This is a genomic window from Variovorax sp. R-27 (genome assembly GCF_049913215.1).
Classification (GTDB): domain Bacteria; phylum Pseudomonadota; class Gammaproteobacteria; order Burkholderiales; family Burkholderiaceae_C; genus Variovorax.
In genome coordinates, this window is sequence record NZ_CP183984.1 from 161,553 (window position 1) to 185,000 (window position 23,448).

Below are 23,448 nucleotides of genomic sequence, written 5' to 3' on the forward strand. Positions count from 1 at the left end.
ACGATGACCCGATCCGATTCTTCTTCTCCGGCCGCCGCCTTCGTGCGCAACGCCGCCCCCGTGCTGGTCGTCGCGCTGCTCGCCATCGGCCTGTGGTGGCTGCTGAGCGCTACCGTCTACGAAGGCAAGGGCTATCTGCTGCCGTCGCCGCAGGAAGTGGCGGCAGCCACGGCCGAGAACGCCGCAGTGCTCGCGGGTGCGACGCTCTCTACGCTGAAGGAGGCGCTGCTGGGCTATGCGCTGGCCATCTTCCTCGGCATCGCGGGTGCGGCGGTACTGGCGCAGTCGCGGCTGCTGGAGCGCAGCCTGTACCCGTACGCGGTGCTGCTGCAGACCGTGCCGGTGGTGGCGATCGCGCCGCTCATCGTGCTCTGGTTCGGCTACAACGAGCTGTCGGTGGTGATCGTCAGCTTCATCATGTCGCTGTTCCCCATCATCAACAACACGATGCTGGGCCTGCGCTCGACCTCGCGCAATCTTGCGGAGCTGTTCGCGCTGCACCGCGCGAGCGGGCTGGTGTCGTTCTGGAAGCTGCGGTTGCCGGGTGCGCTGCCGCACATCTTCGCGGGACTGCGCATCTCGGCGGGGTTGTCGGTGATCGGCGCCATCGTGGGCGAATTCATCATCGGCTCGGGGAATGCCGAAGGCGGGCTGGGCGTGCAGATCGTGTTCGCGCAGGGGCGCATGTACACCGCACTGCTGTTCGCGGAGGTGATCGCGGCGACGCTGCTGGGCTTTCTGTTCTTCCTGGTGGTGAGCGCGATCGGCCGGCTGCTGCTGCGGCACTGGCACGAATCGGCATTGGGAAGCTGAGTGCCAGGGGCCTTATTTCGCGGCCAGCGGGTAGGGCGGCTTGCCCCGCGTGCCCACCATCAGGTCGGGCACCACCGTCTCGACATCGGGCAATGCACGCGCCGCGCGTTCCAGCTTCTTCGCCAGCGCCGCGTTCGGCACGCAGCCCTGCAGGTACACCCAGCGGCGCTGGATCATGACCCACACGCTGCCCTTGTTCACTCCGGGCACCGCCAGCAGCGCGGCGCGCACCTTGGGCGCGAGGGGCTTGTCGTAGCGGTAGGCGTTGCTGTCGGTGCATTTGCCGGCCAGCCAGCAGCTGGTGCCGCGCTCCAGCCGCGAATGGGTCTGCATGCGGCGCTCTTCGGCGGTGTAGAACGGCCCCTCGGGCATGGCGCAGGCCGGCAGGCCCGCGGACACCTGGAAGAACGGGTCGTCGAACCAGTTCTGCTTGAGCGGCCCGTTCGCTTCCTGCGCCATGCCGGTCTGTGCGGCAAGCAACAAGACAGACGACAGGAGCGCAGGGCGGTTCATTACAAGGGATGCTCGGTGTAGAAGCGCCCGCCGTGGAACAGCAGCGGCGAGGCGCCCGCGTCGTGCGTGCAGCGCTCCACCTCGCCCACGAAGATCACGTGGTCGCCTTCGTCATAGCGGCTGCGGTTGAAGCACTCGAAGCTGGCCGCCGCGCCTACCAGCACCGGCGCACCGCCGAGGCCCTCGGTGAAGGCCACGTCGGCCCAGCGGTCGATGTTCTTGGTGGCGAAGCGCTCGGCCAGCGCCTTCTGGTTGGCCGCCAGGATGTTCACCGTGTAGTGCGAGCCGGTGCTCAGTGCGGGCATCGAGCCGGCCGCGCGTGCAAGGCTCCACAGCACCAGCGGCGGTGCCAGCGACACCGAGTTGAACGAGTTGGCGGTGAGGCCGACCAGCGTGCCGTCGGCCGCGCGCGCAGTGACCACGGTGACGCCGGTGGCGAACATGCCGAGCGATTCACGAAACTCGTCGGTCGAAAAGGAGGGCGGCTGGGCCCGGCGGGGAGTGGTCACGAAAGAGGCTGGGCGGTGGTCGGCAGGAGGGCCATTTTGGCTCAGCGCCCGGTGGGCTGCCTGACCGGGCCCATCAACTCTGTCACCAGGCGGGTATAGACCGTGGCGGCGGCCGAGGGCGTTCGGCCCGCGAGCGTCACCAGGCTGTAGTGCGTCTGCATGCGGGCAAAGCCGACCACCGGCAGGGGCACGAGGGCGTTGGTGTCGGTGTTCAGGGCCGGCGCGTGGGGCGCGAGGATGACCGCGTTGGCGGTCAGGGCCAGGTGGCGCAGGGTGCCGGCGTCGTCGCAGGTGACGTTGAACACGCCGCGGTCGTCGCGCTGGATCTGGCTGTCGAAATACGCAGCCACCTCGGCGGGGAGGTTGGGGCCGGCCACGGGATAGCGCATGGCTTTTTCCAGCGTTACCTGCTTCAGCCGGCGCAGCGGGTGCTTCGGCTGCACGAAGAACGAGACCGGCAGGTCGGGCAGCCGGGCAAGCTTGAGGCCGGGCTGCTTCTTCAGGTCGCGCGTGTCGGCGATGAACAGGTCGAGCTGGCGCCGGTGCAGGCGCTCGCTGAGCGTGGCGGTGTCGGCCACTTCCATGCGCATCAGGAGTTGCGGATGGCGCTGCGTCATCAGCGACAGGGCCATGCGCCCGAGCGTGCTCGCGGCGAAGGGACCGAGCCCCACGGCGAGGCTGCCGATGGCCAGGCCTTCGAGCTGCAGCACGTCGCGCTGGATCTGCTGCGCATCGGCCAGCAGTTCGCGGGCACGCGCCAGCACGAGCTCGCCGGCTTGCGTGAAGCGCACGGTGCCATAGGCCCGGTCGATCAGGCGCGCCTGCAGGTTGTCTTCCAGGGTGTCGATGCTGCGCGAGAGCGCGGGCTGTGACAGGTGCACGGCCTGCGCTGCGCGGCCGAAGCTGCCCTGCTCGGCAAGGGCAACAAGATGCTGGAGCTGGCGCAACTGCATTTTGCGTTTCACTTAAAAAGGAAGCATGTATTTTGCATTTGCCAATGCTTCTGCCGCTTCGGAGAATTGCCGGATGACCCCTTCTTCCTTCTCCACAGCTGCATTCGTCGCACTGGCTTGCGCGCTCGGCGCCCCGTCGATCTCCGCGCAGATCGCGCCCAAGGCGCCCGAGCCTTCCACGCTGCAAGCCAACGCCGAAATGGCGAAGACGCTGCCTTTCGCCAACCGGCAGGACTTCGAGGACGCGATGCGCGGTTTTGTCGGCACCGTGCCCGATGCGCTGGTGCCCGGCAGCGGCACGCGGCCGGTGTGGAGCATGAAGCCCTACGACTTCCTGAAGGCAAACGAAGCGGCCGACACCGTCAACCCGAGCCTGTGGCGCCAGGCGCAGCTCAATGCGATCCACGGCCTGTTCAAGGTGACCGACCGCGTCTACCAGGTGCGCGGCTTCGACATCGCCAACATGACCATCGTGGAAGGCGACAGCTCGCTGATCGTCATCGACCCGCTGCTGGCCGCCGAAACCGCGCGCGCCGCGCTTGCCCTGTACTACCAGCACCGCCCGCGCAAGCCGGTGGGCACGGTGATCTACACGCACGGCCATGCCGATCACTTCGGCGGCGTGAAGGGCGTGATCGACGAGGCCGACGTGAAGGCCGGCAAGGTGCAGGTGCTCGCGCCCGCGGGCTTCATGGAAACGGCCGTGGCCGAGAACATCCTCGCGGGCAATGCGATGAGCCGGCGCTCGCAGTACCAGTTCGGCACGCTGCTGCCGCCGGGCGCGCGCGGGCAGGTCGACACGGGCCTGGGCAAGGCGCTGGCGCGCGGCACCATTTCGCTGATTGCGCCCACGGCCACAATCGACAAGCCGACCGAAGAGCGCACCATCGACGGCGTGCAGCTCGTCTTCAAGCTCGTGCCGGGCTCGGAGGCGCCGTCGGAAATGATCATGTACCTGCCGCAGTTCCGCGTGCTCAACATGGCGGAGGACGTGACGCACAACATGCACAACCTCTACACCATCCGCGGCGCGGAGGTGCGCGACGGCAACCTGTGGTCGAAGTACATCGACGAGGCGCGCGTGGCCTTCGGCGACAAGACAGACGTGCTCATCGCCCAGCACCACTGGCCCACCTTCGGGGGCGGGCGCATCGTCGACCTGCTGAAGAAGCAGCGCGACATGTACAAGTTCATCAACGACCAGTCGCTGCGCCTGCTCAACCAGGGCTACACGTCGGCCGACATTGCAGAAACGCTGCGCATGCCCGCGAGCCTGGAGCAGGAGTGGTCCGCGCGCGGCTACTACGGCACGTTGCGGCACAACGCCAAGGCCGTGTACCAGAAGTACCTGGGCTGGTACGACGCCAACCCCGCCAACCTGAACCCGCTGCCGCCGGTGGCCTATGCGAAGAAGACGGTCGAGTACATGGGCGGCGCAGACGCAGTGCTGGCGCGTGCGCGCGAAGACTTCAAGAAGGGCGAGTTCCGCTGGGTGGCCAGCGCGATGAGCCAGCTGGTGTATGCCGACCCGGCTAACCGCGCGGCCCGCGAGCTGGGCGCCGATGCGCTCGAGCAGATGGGCTACCAGTCGGAGGCCGGCACCTGGCGCAGCGCGTATCTGGTGGGTGCGATGGAGCTGCGCAATGGCGTGCCGAAGATTCCGGGCGGCAACAGCTCCAACGCCGACACGCTGAAAGCGGTGAGCAACGACCTGTTCTTCGACTTCCTCGGCGTGCGGCTCGATGCGGCCAAAGCCGAGGGCAAGAAGATGGTCATCAACTGGAACTTCACCGATTCGAACCAGCAGTTCGTGCTGACGCTGGAGAACTCCGCGCTCACGCACATCGCCGGTCAGCAGCCGGGAGCCGATGCCACGGTCACGCTGAGCCGCGCCACGCTCGATGCAGTCACGCTGAAGGAGACGAGCTTTCCTGCTGCGGTGCTGGCGGGCAAGGTGAAGATCGATGGTGACCGGGCGAAGCTGGGTGAACTGCTCTCGATGCTTGATACCTTCGAGCCGATGTTTCCTGTTGTCGAGCCGCGGAAGTGAGGGTTCGGGGGGTGTGCGAATGACACCGGGTACTCCCCTCCGCGAATGTCCCCCGGCCTGCGGCCTCCTCCTTTATTTCGCTGCGGGGAGCACCCGGTGCCATTCGCACATGGACGCAGCGCTCATGCCGGCCTATCAACAAGTGCTCTGAACGATCACGTCGATGGGGTGCCTTGCGCAGCGAAATAAAGGGGGAGGCCGCAGGCCGGAGGACATTCGCGGAGCAAGGTACCCCGTCGGCGTGATCGCGCCCCGAAACAACGCCGAGTCCTAGCCAAAGAACCAATAGCAGACCGCGACAGCCGCCACAACACCGGCCAGCTCTGCCAGCAACGCGCAGGCCACCGCATGCCGCGCTCTCTGGATGCCAACGGCGCCGAAATACACGGCCAGCACGTAGAAGGTGGTTTCGGTGCTGCCCTGGATGGTGGCGGCCACCAGCGCGGGAAAGCTGTCGACGCCCTGGCTCTTCATGGTCTCGATCAGCATCGCGCGCGCCGCGCTGCCCGAGAAGGGCTTGACCAGCGCGGTGGGCATGGCGTCGACGAAGCGCGCGTCGAAGCCGCCGGCGTTCACCAGCCAGCGCAGGCCGTTCAACGCGAAGTCGAGCGCGCCCGAAGCGCGCAGCACGCCGACCGCGCACAGCATCGCAACGAGGTACGGCAGCAGGTTCTTCGCGATGTCGAAGCCTTCCTTTGCGCCTTCGATGAAACACTCGTACACCTTGATGCGGCGTATCGCCCCGGCCAGCAGGAACACGACGATCACGCCGAAGAGCACGAGGTTGCCCAGCAGCGAAGACAGCGATGCAATGGCCGCCGCCGACAGCGTGCCCAGCAGCGCCATGAAGCCGCCCAGCAGCAGCGCGCCCGGCAGCAGGTAGGCCAGCACCACCGGGTCCCACAACCGCAGGCGCTGCACCGCCGCCACCGAGAGCAGCCCGACCAGCGTCGAGGCACTGGTGGCCAGCAGGATCGGCAAAAACACCAGCGTCGGGTCGCCCGCGCCCTGTTGTGCGCGGTACATGAAGATGGTGACCGGCAGCAAGGTCAGCGACGAGGCATTAAGTACCAGGAAGAGGATCTGCGCGTTGGTGGCCGTCACCGGGTCGGGGTTCAGCCGCTGCAGTTCGCGCATCGCCTTCAGGCCGATGGGCGTGGCGGCGTTGTCCAGCCCCAGCGCGTTGGCCGCGAAGTTCATTGTGATGAGCCCGAGCGCCGGATGCCCCGCCGGCACGCCCGGCATGAGGCGCCGGAACAGCGGCCCCAGCAGCCGTGCGAGCCAGCCGACCAGCCCCGCCGCCTCGGCGATGCGCAAAAAGCCCAGCCACAGCGTGAGCGTGCCGAACAGCAGCACCATCACCTCGACCGCCAGCCGCGCCATCGCGAACAGGCTCTCGACCAGCGCCGCGAACACGGTCGGGTCGCCGCCGATGAGCCACCGCCCCAGCGCCGCCAGTGCCGCCACCCCGAAGAAACCAAGCCACAAGCCGTTGAGCACGCTTCTTTTCCTTTTGTTTCGCTTCGATGATAGGGCCGCCATCCGGGCCCGCCGCGAGCTACAGTTCGGGCCATGCGCGCCCTCATCGTCCGTCGTTTTGCCGCCTGCCTGAGCGTCCTGGCGGCCATTTGGCTCACCGGCTGCGTCAGCCTGCCGCCGCCCGAGCCGAAGGCAAACGTCACGGCGTTCACCGACGTGGCGCAGACAGAACTGGGGCAGCTGGCGGCCAAGGGCGCGCCGGGCGATTCCACCGCGCTGTCGGGCTTCCGGCTGCTGCCCGAGGCGGCGTTTGCCTTCGACGCCCGCATCTCGCTTGCGCGGCATGCCGAGAAGTCGCTCGACGTGCAGTACTACCTGGTGCAGCGCGACGACATCGGCCTGCTCTTCCTGCGCGAACTGCGCGAAGCCGCGGCGCGTGGCGTGCGGGTGCGCCTGCTGGTGGACGACCTCTACACCGGCGGCGAGGACGAGCTGTTCGGCACGCTCGCGGCCTTTCCCAATGTGGAGGTGCGGCTGTTCAACCCGCTGCCTTCGCGCGCCAGTTCGCTCGGCACGCGGCTGCTCATGTCGCTGACCGACTTCGGCCGCATCAACCACCGCATGCACAACAAGCTGCTGGTGGCCGACAACAGCTTTGCCGTGTCGGGCGGCCGCAACATCGGCAACGAGTACTTCATGCGCAGCACGGCCGCGAACTTCATCGACATGGACGTGATTTCCAGCGGCCCGGTCGTGCGGCAGATGTCCGAAGGCTTCGACCGCTACTGGAACAGCTCGCACGCATGGCCCATCGAGCGTATCGCGCCCCTGCGCGGCATGACGCGCGAGGCGGCGCAGCGGCGCTTCGACGAAATTGCGCGCACGGCCGTGCCCGACGTGCCCATTCGCCCGCGCGACGTGCTGAACAAATCGCCCGTGGGCGAGCAGCTCATCACCGGCAAGCTCGACCGTTATTGGGCGCCGGCCACGCTGTTCATCGACGACCCCGACAAGATCACGCGCAAGGCCGACGAGGCCTACATCGGCAGCGTGACCGAAGGCGCGCTCAGCGTGATCAACGCCACGCGGCGCGAGGTCGTCATTGCCTCGCCGTACTTCATTCCGGGCCCCAAGGGCCTGGAGGAAATGCGGGCGTGCATTGCCAAGGGCGGGCGCATCACGGTCGTGACCAACTCGCTGGGCGCGACCGACGAGCCGCTGGCCTATGCGGGCTACGAGCGCTACCGCGCCGACATGCTGAAGATCGGCGTCACCATCTTCGAGATCGCGCCCACGCTAAGCGGCAGCTCGGGCCGCTTCGGCGACTTCGGCAAGTCGATCAGCCGGCTGCACGCCAAGCTGGCAATCGTCGACAACGAGCGCTTCTTCGTCGGCTCGATGAACCTCGACCACCGCTCGGCCGCCGTCAACACCGAGATAGGCCTGGTCATCGACAGTCCCGAGCTGGTGCAGGACTACAACAAGCTCATGTCGGGCGAGCGCGTGAACCTCGGCTACCGGCTGCGGCTGGGCCCCAACGGCCGGCGCGTGCAATGGCTGGAGTACGACGACGCCGGCGGCGACATCGTCCACGAGGACGAGCCCGGCGAATTCCTCTGGCTGCGCTTCAAGAACTGGCTGTTGCTGCCCATCGTGGGCGAAGAGCTGCTGTAGCGAAGTAGCTGCCGCTGTCATCTCGGGTGGAGAGTGGGTGCGTTACATTCCTTGAAAGAATGTGAATTTTTGTCACTAACGCATTACCTCCTGGAGACTTCGACCATGACCGTTCCCGTGCCGCGCGAGTCGATTGCGCCGCTTTCCACCAGCCGTCGGCGTGCGCTGACCGGGCTGGCCGCAGCAACCGCCGCCGCGGGCCTGGGTTTTCCGGCGCTTGCGCAGAACCGGCCGGTGCGCATCGGCACCACCTTCGACAACAGCAGCGTCGAGAAGGCCAACGGGCAGGGGCTGTTCCAGGGTTCGAGCGCGTTCTTCAATGCGCTGAACAAGGCGGGCGGCATCAACGGCACCAAGGTCGAGCTCGTGATGGCCGACGACACCTTCAAGCCCGACGTGGCCAAGGCCAACGCGCTGGCCTTCGAGAAAGACAGCTCGGTGCTCGCGCTGCTGCACCCGCTGGGCACGCGCCAGACAGCCGAGGTGATGGACGCTGTGCCCGGCATGGCCGTGGTCGGCCCGATCACCGGCACGATCGCGCTGCGCAAGAAGGCTTCGCCCAACACCTTCTGGGTGCGCGCCAACTACGACCAGGAAGTCGACAAGCTCGTGAGCACCGCCGCCGTGCTGGGCCAGAGCCGCATCGGCCTCGTGCATTCGAACGACCCGCTGGGGCAGTCGGTGCTGGCGGCCTTCAAGAATGCGCTGGCCAAGGCCAAGCTGGAGCCGGCGGTGATCGCGACCACGCCCAACACCACCAGCATGGAAGTGGGCCCCGCCGCCGAGGCGATCGCCAAGGCCAAGCCGCAGGTGGTGGTGGTCGGGCTGGCCGGCACTGCGCCGGTGTTCCTGAAGGCACTGCGCGAGGCGGGCAACAGCAGCTCGGCCTATGGCCTGTCGATCACGGCCAGCGCGCTGTCGGCCATGGGCGACCTGGCCAAGGGCCTGGGCTTCGTGATCGTGGTGCCGTCGCCGTACTCGACCAAATTCGAGATCGTGCGCCGCTATCAGGCCGACATGGTGGCCAACGGCGTCAAGGACTTTTCGCTCACGAGCCTGGAGGGCTATCTGAACGCCGCAGTGCTGGCTGAAGGCATGCGCCGTGCCGGTGGTTCGCTCACGCGTGCGTCGGTGATGTCGGGGCTGGCGAGCATCGAGAACTTCGACCTGGGCGGGGTGAAGATCAACTACGGTCGGACCAACCGCGAAGGCGGGCAGTTCGTGGACGTGGCCGTCATCGGCAGCCGCGGGCAGATGCTGAGCTGAACGCCGTCAGGCTTGCTCGGCGATTCCCACGCCGAGCAAGCCTTCGAGCAGAGTCCTGTCGGCCGCGAGCTCTGCGCTCGGCCCCGCATGCACCACGGTGCCGCGCTCCAGCACGATCGCCTTGTGCGTCATCTCCAACGCGAGCACCGGATGCTGCTCGACCACGATCGACGCCAGTCCTTCCGACTCACACAGCCGGCGGATCGCTGCAGCCAGCTCTTCCACGATGATCGGCGCGAGGCCTTCCATCGGCTCGTCGAGCAGCAGCAGCTTGGGGTTGGTCATCAGCGCGCGGCCGATGGCGAGCATCTGCTGTTCGCCGCCGGAGAGCTGGTTGCCGTAGTTGCCGCGCCGCTCGCGCAGGCGCGGGAAGAAGTCGTAGACGCGCTTCAGGTTCCAGCCGCCGAGCCGCGATATCACCGTGAGGTTTTCTTCAACGGTGAGCGATGGGAACACCTCGCGCTCCTGCGGGACCCAGCCCAGCCCCGCGCGCACGCGCTGGTGCGACGGCCAGCGCGTGATGTCGGCGCCTTGCCAGCGGATTGAGCCCTGCATCACGCGGGTGTTGCCCATCAGCGTTTCGAGCAGCGTGGTCTTGCCCACGCCGTTGCGCCCGAGGATGGCGAGGCTCTCGCCCTGCTGCAGCGAAAAGTCGAGTCGGTCGAGCACGACTGCATTGCCGTAGCCGGCGGTGACCTGGTCGAAGGCGAGTGCTTCAGGCATGGTGGTGATGGCGGGGTGAACTTCCGAGATAGACCTCGCGTACGCGCGGGTCGGCGCCGATTTCCGAAGGCGTGCCCTCGGTCAGGATGCGTCCGCCCACCAGCACCGAGATGCGGCGCGAGAAGCGGAAGACGAGCTTCATGTCGTGCTCGATGAACAGCACGCTGATGTCGGGCGGCAGCGCCGCGATGGCCTCGAACAGCTCACCGCTCTCGTCTTCAGGCACGCCGGCAGCGGGTTCGTCGAGCAGCAGGATGCGGGGCTTGGCCGCGAGTGCGAGCGCGATCTCCAGCAGCCGCTGCTTGCCATAGGCCAGCTCGGCCACGGGCACGTCGGCGAGGCTGTCGAGCCGGAGCGTGCCGAGCAGCGCATGCGCCTCGTCGAACACCGCCGTGCAGCCCTTCAGCGGCCGCCACCACGTGGCGCCCAGCCCTTCGCGCTCGCTGATTGCCAGCACGACCGACAACAGCGGCGTGAGGCTGGGGAACAGCGTGTTGATCTGGAAGGTGCGCGCCAGGCCCATGCGCGCGCGCTTGTCGCCAGGCAGGCGCGTGATGTCGCGATCGCCCATGTGGATGCTGCCGCTGGTGGGCTTGAACACGCCGGTGAGCAGGTTGATGAGCGTGGTCTTGCCCGCGCCGTTGGGGCCGATCAGTGCCTGCCGCGCGCCGGGTTCGAGCGAGAGGTTCACATCGCTCACGGCCTGGAAGGCGCCGAAGCGGATGCCCAGGCCGTGTGTGCGCAGCGTGTGCGTGGTGGTGGAACTCATCGCGCCTTCCCCATGCGAACGAAACGCGAGAGCGCACCCATGATGCCGCCGCGGCCCAGCATGACGGCCGCAATAAGGAAGATACCGAGCCAGAACATCCAGTACTGCGGGTTCATGTCCGCGAACCAGTCGTGCACCAGCATGTAGACGATGGCGCCGATCATTCCGCCGTACAGCCGCCCTGTACCACCCAGCACCAGGATGATGAGTACCTCTGCCGAGCGGTTGAAGCCGATCGACTCGATGCCGACGAACTGCGTGGTCTGCGCCAGCAGTGCGCCCGACACGCCGGCCACCGCGGCCGAGAAGGCGTATGCCATGCGCAGCCGCGCTTCCACCGGCGAGCCGATGGCCGTCATGCGCTTGCGGCTGTCGTGAATGCCGCGCAGCGCCAGGCCGAAGGGCGAGCGCAGCACGAGCCGCACGAGCAGGAACATCGCGAGCACCACGCCGAAGGCATAGCCGAATGCGGTCTTGCCGTAGAGGTCGAAGTCGAAGAGACCTAGCACCGGCGCGATGACCACGCCTTGCAGCCCATCGGTGCCGCCGGTGATGCCCGAGAGCCGGTTGGCCAACTCGTACAGCAGCACGCACACGCCGATGGTGATCATCAGCCGCGTGAGGTCGGCGCCGCGCACCACGAGGTAGCTCAATACATAGCCGAGCACGCCGCACACTGCGAGTGCGAACAGCAAGCCGGTGAAGGGCTCGCTCCAGCCGTACTTGGCCAGCAATCCGGCCGCGTAGGCGCCCGCGCCGAAGAAGGCCGCGTGGCCCACGGTGAGGATGCCCGCGTAGCCCAGCGCCATGTCGAGCGACACGGCGAACAGGCCGAAGATCATGATCTGGCTCATCAGCGTGAGCTTGTCGGGCAGCAGGAAGAAGCTCGACGCGAGTGCCAGCCAGAAAGCGATTTCGGCGATGCCCAGGTGCGCGGGAGAAAGATGCAGGGCTTTCATGCGAGCCCCTTCTTCGCAACGATGCCGTTCGGCCGCACCAGCAGCATGACGATCATGAAAACGTAGATGAGAAAGGCGCCCGCTTCCGGCAGGTAGTACTTGCCCGCCACGTCCACGATGCCGACCAGCAGCGCCGCAATGAACGGCCCGGTGACGGTGCCCGCACCGCCCACGCACACCACCATCAGGAAGTAGACGAGGTACTTGAGCGGGAACGACGGCTCCAGCCCCAGCATGCCCAGGCTCAATGCACCGCCGAGCCCCGCGAGGCCGCAACCGAGAGAGAAGGTCAGGAAGAACAGCCGCTGCACGTTGATGCCGGTGCCGCCCGCCACGCGCTGGTTGTCGACCGCCGCGCGCACCATCGCGCCGTAGCGCGTCTTGCCCAGGCCCAGCAGCAGCGCGGCCAGCACCGCCACGCCGCAGACGATCAGGAACAGGCGGTAGCGGCCCACTTCGAGGCCCAGCAGCGACATCTGCCCGTCGAGCGCCGGCGGCAGCGTGAAGGGCTGCATCGTCGGGCCGAAGAAATACGTGAAGGCGGCGATCGACACGAACACCACGCCGATCGACAGCAGCACCTGGTCGAGCGGATGCGCGCGGTACAGCCGACGGTAGAACACGAACTCCAGCACCGCACCCGCAACGGCAGCCGCCACGAAGGCCGCCGCCAGCGAGAGGCCGAAGCCCAGGCCGAAGTGGTTCATCAGCACGCTCGCGGCGTAGCCGCCCACCATCGCGAAACTGCCGTGCGCGAGGTTGACGAAATTCATGAGCCCCATCGTGATGGACAAGCCCACGCCGATGAGAAAAAGGAGCATGCCGTAGGCCACTCCATCGAAGATCACGATGCCCATGAATTTCCTGCTGGCTGACGAACTGGCTGGCTTACTTGGCTGCGGCTTCCTTGGCCGGGTCCTTCACGCGGTCGAACTTGTCGAACTCGACGTTCACCAGCTGGCCGTTCACGCGCTCGGTCTTGCGGATGTAGACGGTCTGCACGATGTCGCGCGTGGCGGGGTCGATCTCGATGGGGCCGCGCGGGCTCTCGAAGCTCAGGCCCTTGAGGGCGTCCATGAACTTGTCGCCGCTGGCGTCGCCCTTGGTCTTGGCCAGTGCGAGGTCGATGGCGGCCATCGCGTCGTAGGCGGTCACGGCGAAGTAGCTCGGGCGCAGCTTGGCGCCATTGTCGGCGGCGAAGTCTTTCACGAACTTCTGGTTCTTGGGCGAGGGGTGCGCGAACGAGTAGTGGTGGCTGGTGACCAGGCCCAGCGCCACGTCGCCGGTGGCGTCGAGGTAGCTGTCGTCGGTGGCTTCACCCGTGGCGTAGAGCTTGATGCCGGCCTGCTCCATGCCGCGCTCCTTCCACACCTTCAAAAAGGCCGGCGGCATCACGCCCGAGGGGAAGAAGAAGAACACGGCCTGGGGCTTGGCGTCCTTGATGCGCTGCACGTAGGCCGAGAAGTCGGGGTTGTTCATCGGCGTGCGAACCTCGCCCGAGACCTTGCCGCCGCCGGCGGTGAAGGTCTTCTTGAATGCGGTCTCGGCGTCGACGCCCGAGGCGTAGTCGGCGACCACGGTGTAGGCGTCCTTGATGCCTTCCTTGAGCATGTAGCGCGCCATCGGGTCCGTTACCTGCTGCACGGTGAACGACAGGCGCGCCACGTAGGGCGAGCTGGTGGTGATGGCCGACGATGCCGCGTTCATCACGATCGTCGGAATCTTCGCCTGCGTGGCGATGGCGCCCACGGCGTACGCGTTGGGGCTGAAGTCCAGGCCGGTGAGCACGTTCACCTTGTCGCGCACGATGAGCTCCTGCGCGATGCGCTTGGCGGCGTCGGGCGCGGGGCCTGCGGTGTCCTTCTTGATGATCTCGACCGTGCGGCCGCCCACCTTGCCGCCGTGCTCCTTCAGGTAGAGCGCGATGCCGGCGTCGAACTGGCGGCCGTAGTCGGCGTACGGGCCCGAGTAGGTGGCGATGAGGCCGATGCGCAGCGGCTCGTCGGCGGCGTGCGCCGTGGCGCCCAGCAGGCCGAGGCCGGCGAGCAGCAGGGTCGAGAGGATGGTTCTCTTGGTCATCGTTGGGTTCACGGGAAAACGCCTTTCAGGTGGAGTGGATGCGCCACATCGGGCGCCGCTGTCATGTAACCGAATATGCAAACAAAGCGGGCGATGATGCCCGAGCCGTCCTTCAAATCTGGGTATCGGGCACGCGGACCCTGAGGCCATCGAAGGCTGCGGTCACGCTGAGCTGGCAGCTCAGGCGCGAGCCGGACCTGCGCTCGGACGCGACGGCGTCGAGCAGCGCGCTCTCCATGTCGTCGGGCGGCGGCAGCAGGTCGATGAAGGCGTCGTCCACGTAGACGTGGCAGGTGGCGCAGGAACAGCAGCCGCCGCACTCGGCGTCGATGCCGCGCACGTTGCCGCGAATGGCGGTTTCCATCACGCTGGCGCCGACCTTGGCGTCGACTTCGCGGGTGGTGCCGTCCTTGAGGATGTAGTGGATCGTGGGCATGGTTTTCAGAACATGTCGAAGTACTCGCGGTGTTCCCACTCCGAGACTTCGAGGTTGAAGCGGGCGATTTCCGCTTCCTTGATGTGGCAGAGGTAGTCGATGAAGACTTTGCTCATCTGCGTGTTGAGCATCTCGTCCTTGCGCAGGCAGGCGAGGGCGTCGCTCAAGGAGCGAGGCAACTGCTCCGCCGGCGTTTCGTACGGCGCATCGGCCGAAGGACCGGGGTCGGTCTTGTTGCGGATGCCGTCGAGCCCCGAGAACAATTGCGACGCCAGGTACAGGTACGGGTTGGCCGTCGGCTCGCCCACGCGGTTCTCGATGCGCGAGGCGCTCTGGCCCACGCCGCCGAGCACGCGCAGCATCGCGCCGCGGTTGTCCTTGGCCCAGATCGCGCGGTCGGGCGCGAGCGAGAAGGGGCGGTAGCGGCGGTAGCCATTGATGGTGGGGCTCGCCAGCGCCGCGGCGCCGCAGGCATGCGCCTTGAGTCCGCCGAGGTAATGCATGCCGATCTCGCTGAGGGTCTGGCCCTCGGCTTCGGGCATGAAGGCGTTGACGCCGTCGCTCTTGCGGCGCAGCGACTGGTGCAGGTGCCAGCCGCTGGACATCACGTTCGGAATCTTCGGCCGGCACATGAAAGTGGCGTGCAGCCCGGCGCGCTGGCAGATCTGCTTGATGGCGCTGCGCAGCAGCACCATGGTGTCGGCCGGCATCACGCCGGCGGTAGGGCCGAAGGTCAGCTCGAACTGGCTCGGGCCGAATTCGATTTCGAGCGAGCGCAGCGGCAGGCCGAGCGCGATGAGGTTCGAGCGCAGCAGTTCCATCAGCCCGTCGACGCGGTCGTAGCGCAGCTCGGTGAGGTACTGGTGGCCGTGCGACAGCAGCGACACGCGCGGCGGCTCGCCGGGCTGGCCCGAATCGGACAGGCCCATGCGCGCGTCGTCGAGCTTGAAGACGTGGAACTCCACTTCGAGGCCGGCGATGAAGTCCAGCCCCAGCTCGTCGAGCTGGCGCACCGCGCGCTGCAGGATCTGCCGCGTGGCAAAGGGGCAGGGCTTGCCGTCGGCCATGTAGGCGTCGCACATCACCCAGCCGGTGCGCGGCGACCATGGCAGCACCTTGAAGGTGGCGGGGTCGGCCACGATGGTGAAGTCGGCGCCGCCCTGCAGGCCCTCGATGGCGAAGCCGCCGCCTTGCGTGAACACCGGGAACACGGTCTTGTGCGAGGTGTCCTTGGCCAGCAGGGTGGAGGTCAGGTTCACGCCTTCCCAGAGGGCCGAGCGCGCCTCGGTGGCGACGAGCGTCTTGCCGCGCAGGATGCCGTGCTGGTCGGGCCAGGCGAAGCGCACGAGGTCGACCTCGCCGCTGTCGATGCGGCGCACCAGCTCCCTGGCCTGCGCATGCTGGTCGTCGGACCAGAGGCCGAAGCGGTCGACGAATGTGTGGCTGCTGCTCATGGCGTGCGTGCTCAGGCGGCGAGCCGTGCGGAGGCCCAGTCGGACTTCAGGCGGCGCGCGCGGTCGGCGTCCTGCCAGTAGGCCTCGGTGGCTGCCTCGTCGCTGACGTTGCGGCCGATGCCGTCGATGGAGGGCGGGCCGGTCATTGCGCTGGCCTGTGCGGCGTCGATGAGCATCGGCGCGCTCTCGCCGGCCAGCGTGGCTTCGATGGCCTTCACCAGCACGCGGCGGTAGGCAATGATGCCCTTGTCGGTGCTGCCCAGGTGCTCGCGCGTGCGGTCCTGGATGGCGCCTTGCGACTCCACCGCCCACTGGTCGTGCACGTTGATGTCGTCGCCCATGCCGGTGTAGGTTTCGGTCAGCTGCTCTTCGATGCTGTAGCCGTAGTTGTTGCGCTTGTTCTTGCGCGAGGTGTAGTCGGGCAGCTCGTAGAGCTTCAGGCGCTGGTCGCGCATCTGCCGCTTGTCGACCGGGCCGGTGAAGCTGGTGAAGATGGCGTACCAGTAGCAGTGCGTGTCGTCCACCGGCACGTGCCATTGCGAGATGGTCATCTCCGCGCTCATCGGGATCACGAAGGCCTGCGGGAACACCACGTTGGTCACGCGCACGTGGGTGGTGTCTTCGGACAGCTTGCGCAGCGCCTTCAGGCGGAAGCCGTAGTCGGTGGGCTCCACGCTGATGTCGGGACAGTCGTACTCGCGCAGCACCTTGGTGATGGGCATGTCGGAGTCGGCCGACGCGCCGCGGAACTGTTTGCCGTAGCTCCCGGAGGTGTCTTCGTCCTCGAAGAAGCGGTGCAGGTACGAGGCGTGTGCCGGGTCGATGCCCACTTCGAGCGCCTGCAGCCAGTTGCATTCGAACAGGCCCTTGAACGCGAAGGTGTGGCTGTCGGGCGCGACGAAGCAGTCGAACTCGGGGAAGGCGGGCGGCTCGCCCTCGCCGATGTACGCGAAGACGACGCCGCTTTTCTCGGCCACCGGATAGGCCGACTGCTTGATGCGGCTGCACAGCTTGCTGGTGGCGGGCTCGGCCGGGGTTTCGAGGCAATTGCCCTTGGCGTCGAACAGCCAGCCGTGGAAGGCGCAGCGGATGCCGCCGTTTTCGAGCCGGCCGAAGGCCAGGTCGGCGCCGCGGTGCGGGCAGTCGCGGTCGAGCATGCCGAGCTGGCCGCTCTCATCGCGGAACAGGACGAAGTCCTGCCCCATGAGCTTTACGGGCTTGACCGGGCGCGGGCCCGCCAGTTCGTCGGCCAGGGCCACCGGCTGCCAGTAGCGGCGCAGCAGCTTGCCGGCGGGCGCGCCGGGTCCGACGCGGGTGATGAAATCGTTCTGCTCTGCGCTGATCATCGTGAGGGCTCCATCGTGGGGACTGTGGAAAGAGGCTTGCAGCCATTGCATGCAACTGTATGCATTGTCTTGGTGATCCTCGATCCGGGTCAAACTTTCATCTGCGATTTCGCCCCGATTCGGGGCTTGAAGAGGCAAAAATCAGGGTAAACGCTGAGCTGCTCGTTAGTTTTCGACACTTGTTGTGGTGCAATGCATGCAACAACCGAGCCAAGCTAAATATGCTGCGTGCAGTGTCGGGCTCGTCTCCTAGAATCCGCCGATGGACTCCCAACAATCCCGCGTGCTCGTGCAACTGCGCGACATGATCCTCAAGGGCGAATTCGTGCCCGGAGAGCGGCTGGCCGAGATCCCGCTCGCCGAGAAGCTCGAAGCCTCGCGCACCCCGGTGCGGCTCGCGCTGGCCAGCCTGGAGCACGAAGGGCTGATCGAGCAATCGCCCAGCGGCGGCTACCAGATGCGCCGCTTCACCTCGCAGGAAGTGGCCGACGCCATCCGCGTGCGCGGCGTGATCGAAGGCTTCGCCGCGCGCCTGCTGGCCGAAGACGGTGCATCGCGCCAGCTGCTGCGCGACCTGAAAGAGTGCCTGGAAGACGGCGACCGCGCTGTGAACAAGCCCAGCATGGAGATCGACGACTACGCGGCCTACGTCGAAATGAACGACCGCTTCCACAAGCTGATCGTCGAAGGCTGCGGCAATCTCGCGCTCAAGCGGGTGATGGACATGCTGGGCGGCCAGCCCTTTGCCGCCCCGAGTGCGATGCTGCCGATGCAGTCGTCGATGGAAGAGGGCCAGCAATGGATGCGGCAGGCGCACCGCACGCATCACGCGATCGTGCAGGCCATTGAGCGCGGGCAAGGCTCGCGGGCGCAGGCGCTGGGCGAGGAGCACGTCGAGATCGCGCGCATGAACCTCGATTACGCGCTCGAGCGCCCGGAGCTGGCGGCCGAGCTGATGCCGGGCATCCGCCTGGTGTCCAAGGGCCGGGGCGCCTGAGATCGGGCAAACCGGCGCGTCTGTATAAGACTGGCTGGTATTTCGGCATCCACGCCGTCTGCCCAGCGACGGGCGAGACTAGAATTTCCGGCATGAGTGCCACCGCCCCCGCCAAGACCTCGTTCAAGGAACAGATGCTGCAGGCCCGTGAAGAGGCCATCGTGCAGACCGCGAACCGCCTGCTCGCCGAGAAGGGCTTCGAATCGATGACGGTCGACGAGGTGGCCGCAACGGTCGGCATCGCCAAGGCCAGCCTCTACAAGCACTTTCCCAGCAAGGAAGACCTGGCGGCCGCCGCGATGGTGCGCATCATGCAGCGCACGCTGGATTTCCTTGCCGCGGTGCCGGCCGAGGACAAGCCCGTCGACAAGCTGCGCGCTGTGGTGCGCTGGGCCATGCAGATGCAGCTGGCCGGCGAGATGCCTTCGCTGCCGCACCAGAACTCGAGCCTGCGCGCCGCGCTGATGAACAACCGGGGATATCTCGACCGCCTGGTCACCATCAGCGACCAGCTCGGCGGCTGGATCCAGGCGGCGCAGGCCGACGGCTCGCTCAACCCGAAGCTGCCGGCGATTGCCGTGCTCTACACGTTGTTCGCACGCGCCTGCGATCCGGTGCTCGGTTTCCTGAAGGCCGGCGGGCTGCAGACAGACGAGCAGATCGTCGAGCTTGTGCTCGCAACCTGCTTCGACGGCCTGGCCGCGCGCTAGCTGCTGAGCGCGCGCCGCGGCGTCACCACGGCTTCGACCGCTGCGCCCACCGCGAGTAGCCGGTGGTCGGTGTTGCCGATGCTGGCCACCATCAGCCCGACCGGCGCCGTGCCCGCGTCGTGGCAGGGCACCGAGAGCGCGCAGCCGTCGAACAGGTTCACCACCGAGGGGTTGCGCAGCATGCGGCCATTGATGCGGTAGTAGGTGTCGTCGTCCTTCAGAACCTCGGCGATCGGCGGAGCGATATCGGGCGTGGTGGGCATCAGCATCGCGTCGTAGCCCACGGCGGCGGTGTTGATCGAGCGGATGAACTGGCGGCGCAGCGCCTGCAGCTGCAGATAGTCAGGCGCGGTGATGGTTTCGCCGGTTTTGATGCGGGCCAGCACGCGCGGGTCGTACTTGGCGGCACCTGTCTTGATGAAGTCGCGGTGCCAGGTGAAGGCTTCGGCGGCGGTGATCATGCCGCGCGGGTTGATGGTCGGCGCCTTCGCGAACTCGGTCATCGGCAGTTCGGTGACCGTCGCGCCGGCGGCGGAGAGCTTGGCCAGCGCCGACGCGAATGCCGCGGCCACGGGCGGCGACAGATCGTCCTGGAAGAAGGTCTTGGGCACCGCGAAGCGCAGGCCGCGCAGCGGAAGCACACGCAGCGGGCGCTGCAGTTCGGCGGCCAGCACGGCGTCGAGCAGGGCGCAGTCTTCTACCGTCCATGCCATCGGCCCGGCCGAATCGAAGGAGGTCGACAGCGGCATCACGCCGTCGAGCGGAATGCGCCGCTGCGTCGGCTTGAAGCCCACCAGCCCGTTGAGCGCCGCCGGGATGCGCAGCGATCCGCCGGTGTCCGTGCCGATGGCGCCGGCCGCCATGCCATCGGTCACCGAGATCGCGCCGCCCGAGGTCGAGCCGCCCGGGATGCGGCCTGTTGCGCGGTCGTAGATATTTTTCGGCGTGCCGTAGTGCGGGTTGACGCCCAGACCGGTGTATGCGAACTCGACCGTGTTGGTGCGCCCGATGATGATCGCGCCGGCGCGTCGCAGCCGCTCGACCACGAGGGCATCGCGCGCCGCCGGCGGCTGGCCGGCCAGCACCATCGAGCCGCCGAGCGTGGTGATGCCGGCTTCGTCGAACAGGTCTTTCAGGGAGATCGGGATGCCGGCGATCGGCGAGGCGGCCGGGCGGCCGCTCTTGCGCTCGGCGTCGAGCCGTGCCGCGGTGGCGCGGGCCGTATCGGCGTGCACGCGGATGAAGGTGCGCGCGCCTTCGCCCGCGGGGTTCTGGATGGCGGCCAGTGCTTCTTCTACTAGTTGGCTGCTGCTGAGGGTGCCGGCGGCGAGGCGGCGCGACATTTCGGCTATCGACAGCTGGCCCATGGCCCTGCCGGCGGTTTCGTTCGGTCCCTGGGCGAAGGCCCGGGGCCACAAGGAGAGCAGCCCAGTGGCCGCGGCGGCGCCGGCGGTCTGCTGCAGGAAGTTGCGTCGTTGTTGTTGCTGTTGCGTCATGGCGCTCTCCTCCATCGGTGAGATGGGCTCGGCCAGTCTACACAGCCGTGGTGGCGAACGCGTTGCTGGCCGTTACCGTCTGCGCGACGCTGCGGCCGGTCAGCGCACTTCGATAAGCAACTGGGGCTTGTAGCCTTCCTGTTCGCCGTTGCGTGCGTAGCCCAGCGGGTTGGCCACCACGCGGCAGCCGTTCTTCACATAGTCGGACGGACAGTGCAGGTGGCCGTGCAGCCACAGCTTCGCATGGGGCAGCAACTCGTCGAGCGCATTGCAGAAGCCGGCCGTGCCGGGTGTCAGGCCGTAACGCGGGTCAGCACTTTCGAGGCTCGGCGCAAAGTGGGTGATGGCCACCGTGGTGCCGTCGAAAGGTTCGGCCAGCGCCTGGGTGAGCCAGGTCTGGCAGGCCAGCGCCTGGTCGCGCAACTGTGCGGCGAGAAAGAGTTCGCCGTTACGCATGGTGGCCGCTTTTTCAAGATAGAAATCGGCCGCGCGCATGGCCTTGCCACGTTTCTTGAGCGCCTCGGCCAGACTGTCGGTGGGTTCGGCCAGTGCGTCGAAGTCGGCCCACAGCGTGGTGCCCACGAAGCGGATGCCGTTGATTACCCGGGTTTCGCGCTCCAGCCAGAGGATGTCGAGTTCTTCGCAGAGCGTGCGCAGGCGGTCGTGGGTCTCGTCGAAGTCGACGTTGTCGTATTCGTGGTTGCCCGGCACGTAGACAACCGGCACCGGCCAGCCGTTGCGAGGCGAAAAGCGGCCCAGGCCGAAATCGGTATCGGTCAGGCGGGAGCCTTGCTGGTAGGAGCCGATGTCGCCCGCCAGGATCAGCATGTCGGCGCCCGGCACGGGCTCGGCATGGAAGCGGGGATGGGACTCCAGATGCAGGTCGGAGAGCAGTTGCAGCTTCATCGTCGGGCCAGTCTAGGTGAATTGCCCCATGCGTGAAGTGCATAAGGTTTGGCTTGATTAACTAGGGATAACCCTTATTCTTGAAACATCAACCACTCCAGCGCAGCCACGAGCCGCGCACCGTCATGTTCAGCCTCATTGCCCAAGTGGCCCGTTTCTTCCGTTCTTCCAGCGCCAATGCTCCGGCCAGCCACGCCGCAGCGCTGATGGAAAGCGCCGATATGCGCGCCGGCCGCGGAGCCCACCACGCGCAGGAACTGCGCGCCGCAGCCAGCGCCTGGCTCAGCGTCGTCCGCTAAGCGAACCCGGTCAGCCGGGCACTTTCTGCCCGAGGACCGATCCGGCGAAAGCCGCGGCTGCCGAGCGCAACAGCGCATTGCGCAGCCACTCGTGCGAATGCCCATGCTGGGCGCGCCGATGCCAGATGGCATCCACGTGCACCGGCGGCTGGTCGAAGGGCAGGTCGCGCAGCACCAATTGATCGTCGATGCCGGTCACCGTCACGAAGTGACGGGGCAGCACGGTCAGCAGGTCTGAATTGGCGACCACCCGGCCGGCCGTGAAGAACTGGTTCACCGTCACCACGATGCGCCGCTCGCGCCCCAAGGCGCCCAGCGTCTGGTCGATGAAGCCGTAGGGCCTCCCCGAAAAACTCACCAGCAGGTGTCGCGCTGCGCAGTAGTCATCGAGCGTGAGGGGTGCGCTCGCAAGCGGATGGCCGCGCCGCATCACGCATACATACTGACCCAGGTAGAGCCGCTGGGTCTCGAACGGCACCCCTACCCCAGATTGCCCGCGCGCCGCGAGGCTGGCGATCACCGCCGGGAAATAGCCGACGGCCATGTCGACCTCTTCCAGCTCCAGCATGCGGCGCGGATCGCGTGTGGTCAGCGGCAGCACGCGCAACGAAATGGCGGGCGCTTCCTTTTCGGCGATCTGCACCAGGCCCGGGATGAGTTCGGCTGCGGTGGCGTCGGCCATCGCCAATAGGAAGGTGGTGTCGGCGGTGCCTGCATCGAACTCGCCGGGAGCCAGTGTGTGCTGCAGCTGGCGCAGGGCATCGCGCACGGTCGGCCAGAGGGCAAGCGCCCGTGGCGTGGGCTCCACGCCGGCGCCGGAGCGGCGCACCAGCTCGTCCCCCAGTACTTCACGTAAGCGCCGCAGCGCATTGCTTACCGCCGGTTGCGTGATCGAGAGGTTGCGGGCGGCGCGCGTGAGGTTGCGCTCCGCCATCACCTCGTCGAAGACGCGAAGCAGGTTGAGGTCGAGTGTGCGAAAGTTGACGTCCATCAGTCTTGTGAATGATAAACATCAGAAAGATAAAGTGGACGAACACTGGGGTAATCCCTAATATCACTGCATCGGCCTTGTTCGCCACCACTGATTACCACTGTCCCAGGAGGGATGCATCATGACTAGCTTCGTTCACGTTGACCAACCTACTGTCCACCCCGGCGTGCGTCGCGCCGAAGTCCTGTTCGGCCAGATCCAGGCCGCCCGCGCCGGTGCCAATGGAGCCCGTCCGCTCGTTGCCCTGCTGATCGTCGCCATTGCGGCGGCCGTGCTGGTGGTGACTGACTCGCTCGTTTCCAACTGGAACGAAGGCGGTCTGCTCGCTGCCTGGACTGTGTTCTGCGTCGCAGCCATCGCCTTGTTCGCGCTGTTCGCAGGCTCGGTGCGCCAAAGCAGCATCGCCGGTGCCTGGCGCGCTGCAGCCGAACGCCGTGCCGCTGCCCGCGCCGACGCCCGCTTCCTGGAAACCGCCAAGAGCGACCCGCGCGTGATGCAAGAGCTGCAGGCTGCAATGTGGCGCCAGCAATCGGAAGGCACGGTGCCTGCCGCTGAGGCTGCCAAGATCGACGCGCTGGCCCGCATGAGCACCCGTTCGCAGGAAGTGCGCATGCCCACGCTCTATGAAGCGATGCGCCGCATGAACAGCTCGCGCTATTACTAAGTAGCAACTTGCTGTATGTAAGAAAGCCGCCCTCGGGCGGCTTTCTTTATGGGGGAGCGTAGTCTTCGAGGAGGTGCCTCGGAACTTGGGCGAAAAAAGTTCGTGGAGGTTGATGGCACCCCCAAATCTGTCATATACTCGTGGGCTTCGCTGATGAATGCCACTGGTGTTCGAGGCAGTTGGTGCTTCTCTGGGGCGTTGATTGTTGGCGGTGAAGAAAGTCTTCGAAAGTTGACGCGGTTTGAAAAAACGGTGCATAATCGAAGGCTTCGCTGAAACGGCTTCAGCGGCTTGCGACGGAAGTTGCGGGTTGCGAAAAGAAGCTGGTGGGAGGCGAAGAAAGAGTTGAAAAGTTTGGTTGG

Annotated in this window: 23 protein-coding genes; 8 read left to right on the forward strand and 15 right to left on the reverse strand. The window is 66.7% G+C overall.

Annotation, left to right across the window (positions count from 1 at the left end; genetic code table 11):
• The first annotated feature begins 3 nt into the window (after positions 1 to 3).
• Positions 4 to 813: an ABC transporter permease gene (locus tag ACN9MV_RS00805; protein ID WP_256330758.1), complete on the forward strand. Its 810-nt coding sequence runs from the start codon at positions 4 to 6 to the stop codon at positions 811 to 813.
• Between the two features lie 12 nt (positions 814 to 825).
• On the opposite strand, the gene ACN9MV_RS00810 is transcribed toward ACN9MV_RS00805, so the two are convergent.
• From ACN9MV_RS00810 to ACN9MV_RS00820, 3 genes are read right to left on the reverse strand one after another with little or no spacing between them, the layout of a single operon-like run.
• Complete coding sequence (locus ACN9MV_RS00810; protein WP_093076610.1) at positions 826 to 1,326, reverse strand: BON domain-containing protein; 501 nt, start codon at positions 1,324 to 1,326, stop codon at positions 826 to 828.
• Positions 1,326 to 1,835, reverse strand: a complete 510-nt coding sequence (locus tag ACN9MV_RS00815; protein ID WP_093057008.1) for a flavin reductase family protein — start codon at positions 1,833 to 1,835, stop codon at positions 1,326 to 1,328. The genes ACN9MV_RS00810 and ACN9MV_RS00815 overlap by 1 nt, the downstream gene beginning before the upstream one ends.
• A gap of 41 nt (positions 1,836 to 1,876) precedes the next feature.
• Positions 1,877 to 2,800: a LysR family transcriptional regulator gene (locus tag ACN9MV_RS00820; protein WP_426391026.1), complete on the reverse strand. Its 924-nt coding sequence runs from the start codon at positions 2,798 to 2,800 to the stop codon at positions 1,877 to 1,879.
• Positions 2,801 to 2,861: 61 nt separating this feature from the next.
• Here ACN9MV_RS00820 and ACN9MV_RS00825 point away from each other — a divergent pair, with 61 nt between their 5' ends.
• Positions 2,862 to 4,838, forward strand: a complete 1,977-nt coding sequence (locus ACN9MV_RS00825; RefSeq protein ID WP_426391027.1) for an alkyl/aryl-sulfatase — start codon at positions 2,862 to 2,864, stop codon at positions 4,836 to 4,838.
• Positions 4,839 to 5,108: 270 nt separating this feature from the next.
• Here ACN9MV_RS00825 and ACN9MV_RS00830 read toward each other — a convergent pair whose 3' ends face one another.
• Positions 5,109 to 6,338, reverse strand: coding sequence for a nucleoside recognition domain-containing protein (locus tag ACN9MV_RS00830; protein WP_426391028.1), 1,230 nt, complete (start codon positions 6,336 to 6,338; stop codon positions 5,109 to 5,111).
• Between the two features lie 72 nt (positions 6,339 to 6,410).
• Between ACN9MV_RS00830 and ACN9MV_RS00835 the strand changes: the two genes are divergently transcribed.
• Positions 6,411 to 7,991 carry a phospholipase D family protein gene (locus ACN9MV_RS00835; RefSeq protein ID WP_093057004.1) on the forward strand — a complete coding sequence of 527 codons (1,581 nt, stop codon included), beginning with the start codon at positions 6,411 to 6,413 and terminating at the stop codon, positions 7,989 to 7,991.
• 105 nt (positions 7,992 to 8,096) lie between these two features.
• Positions 8,097 to 9,257, forward strand: coding sequence for an ABC transporter substrate-binding protein (locus tag ACN9MV_RS00840; RefSeq protein WP_093057003.1), 1,161 nt, complete (start codon positions 8,097 to 8,099; stop codon positions 9,255 to 9,257).
• A gap of 6 nt (positions 9,258 to 9,263) precedes the next feature.
• Here ACN9MV_RS00840 and ACN9MV_RS00845 read toward each other — a convergent pair whose 3' ends face one another.
• From ACN9MV_RS00845 to ACN9MV_RS00880, 8 genes are all read right to left on the reverse strand, one after another.
• Positions 9,264 to 9,980: an ABC transporter ATP-binding protein gene (locus tag ACN9MV_RS00845; RefSeq protein ID WP_426391029.1), complete on the reverse strand. Its 717-nt coding sequence runs from the start codon at positions 9,978 to 9,980 to the stop codon at positions 9,264 to 9,266.
• Positions 9,973 to 10,749, reverse strand: a complete 777-nt coding sequence (locus ACN9MV_RS00850) for an ABC transporter ATP-binding protein (protein WP_093057001.1) — start codon at positions 10,747 to 10,749, stop codon at positions 9,973 to 9,975. The genes ACN9MV_RS00845 and ACN9MV_RS00850 overlap by 8 nt, the downstream gene beginning before the upstream one ends.
• Positions 10,746 to 11,708, reverse strand: a complete 963-nt coding sequence (locus ACN9MV_RS00855; protein ID WP_426391030.1) for a branched-chain amino acid ABC transporter permease — start codon at positions 11,706 to 11,708, stop codon at positions 10,746 to 10,748. The genes ACN9MV_RS00850 and ACN9MV_RS00855 overlap by 4 nt, the downstream gene beginning before the upstream one ends.
• Positions 11,705 to 12,565: a branched-chain amino acid ABC transporter permease gene (locus ACN9MV_RS00860; RefSeq protein WP_093076619.1), complete on the reverse strand. Its 861-nt coding sequence runs from the start codon at positions 12,563 to 12,565 to the stop codon at positions 11,705 to 11,707. Before ACN9MV_RS00860 ends, ACN9MV_RS00855 begins: the two co-directional genes overlap by 4 nt.
• A 31-nt stretch (positions 12,566 to 12,596) precedes the next feature.
• Positions 12,597 to 13,787 (reverse strand): ABC transporter substrate-binding protein, encoded by a 1,191-nt coding sequence (locus ACN9MV_RS00865; RefSeq protein WP_426391031.1) that lies wholly within the window; start codon positions 13,785 to 13,787, stop codon positions 12,597 to 12,599.
• Between the two features lie 112 nt (positions 13,788 to 13,899).
• Positions 13,900 to 14,223 (reverse strand): 2Fe-2S iron-sulfur cluster-binding protein, encoded by a 324-nt coding sequence (locus tag ACN9MV_RS00870; RefSeq protein ID WP_093056997.1) that lies wholly within the window; start codon positions 14,221 to 14,223, stop codon positions 13,900 to 13,902.
• Positions 14,224 to 14,228: 5 nt separating this feature from the next.
• Positions 14,229 to 15,677, reverse strand: coding sequence for a glutamine synthetase family protein (locus ACN9MV_RS00875; protein WP_426391032.1), 1,449 nt, complete (start codon positions 15,675 to 15,677; stop codon positions 14,229 to 14,231).
• Positions 15,678 to 15,688: 11 nt separating this feature from the next.
• Positions 15,689 to 17,023: a Rieske 2Fe-2S domain-containing protein gene (locus ACN9MV_RS00880; protein ID WP_426391033.1), complete on the reverse strand. Its 1,335-nt coding sequence runs from the start codon at positions 17,021 to 17,023 to the stop codon at positions 15,689 to 15,691.
• Positions 17,024 to 17,285: 262 nt separating this feature from the next.
• Between ACN9MV_RS00880 and ACN9MV_RS00885 the strand changes: the two genes are divergently transcribed.
• Positions 17,286 to 18,020, forward strand: a complete 735-nt coding sequence (locus ACN9MV_RS00885; protein WP_093056994.1) for a GntR family transcriptional regulator — start codon at positions 17,286 to 17,288, stop codon at positions 18,018 to 18,020.
• 92 nt (positions 18,021 to 18,112) lie between these two features.
• On the forward strand, positions 18,113 to 18,730 hold the full coding sequence (locus tag ACN9MV_RS00890; protein ID WP_093056993.1) for a TetR/AcrR family transcriptional regulator: 618 nt from the start codon (positions 18,113 to 18,115) through the stop codon (positions 18,728 to 18,730).
• On the opposite strand, the gene ACN9MV_RS00895 is transcribed toward ACN9MV_RS00890, so the two are convergent.
• Positions 18,727 to 20,226 (reverse strand): amidase, encoded by a 1,500-nt coding sequence (locus tag ACN9MV_RS00895; protein WP_426391034.1) that lies wholly within the window; start codon positions 20,224 to 20,226, stop codon positions 18,727 to 18,729. The two genes, ACN9MV_RS00890 and ACN9MV_RS00895, sit on opposite strands and share 4 nt — an antisense overlap.
• Positions 20,227 to 20,325: 99 nt before the next feature.
• Positions 20,326 to 21,132, reverse strand: coding sequence for a metallophosphoesterase (locus ACN9MV_RS00900; RefSeq protein WP_426391035.1), 807 nt, complete (start codon positions 21,130 to 21,132; stop codon positions 20,326 to 20,328).
• Between the two features lie 80 nt (positions 21,133 to 21,212).
• Here ACN9MV_RS00900 and ACN9MV_RS00905 point away from each other — a divergent pair, with 80 nt between their 5' ends.
• On the forward strand, positions 21,213 to 21,431 hold the full coding sequence (locus tag ACN9MV_RS00905) for a hypothetical protein (protein WP_093056991.1): 219 nt from the start codon (positions 21,213 to 21,215) through the stop codon (positions 21,429 to 21,431).
• A 10-nt stretch (positions 21,432 to 21,441) separates the two neighbouring features.
• On the opposite strand, the gene ACN9MV_RS00910 is transcribed toward ACN9MV_RS00905, so the two are convergent.
• A complete protein-coding gene (locus ACN9MV_RS00910; protein ID WP_093056990.1) occupies positions 21,442 to 22,422 on the reverse strand; it encodes a LysR family transcriptional regulator in 981 nt (326 codons plus the stop codon).
• Between the two features lie 121 nt (positions 22,423 to 22,543).
• Between ACN9MV_RS00910 and ACN9MV_RS00915 the strand changes: the two genes are divergently transcribed.
• A complete protein-coding gene (locus ACN9MV_RS00915) occupies positions 22,544 to 23,086 on the forward strand; it encodes a hypothetical protein (RefSeq protein WP_093056989.1) in 543 nt (180 codons plus the stop codon).
• The last annotated feature ends 362 nt before the right edge of the window (positions 23,087 to 23,448 follow it).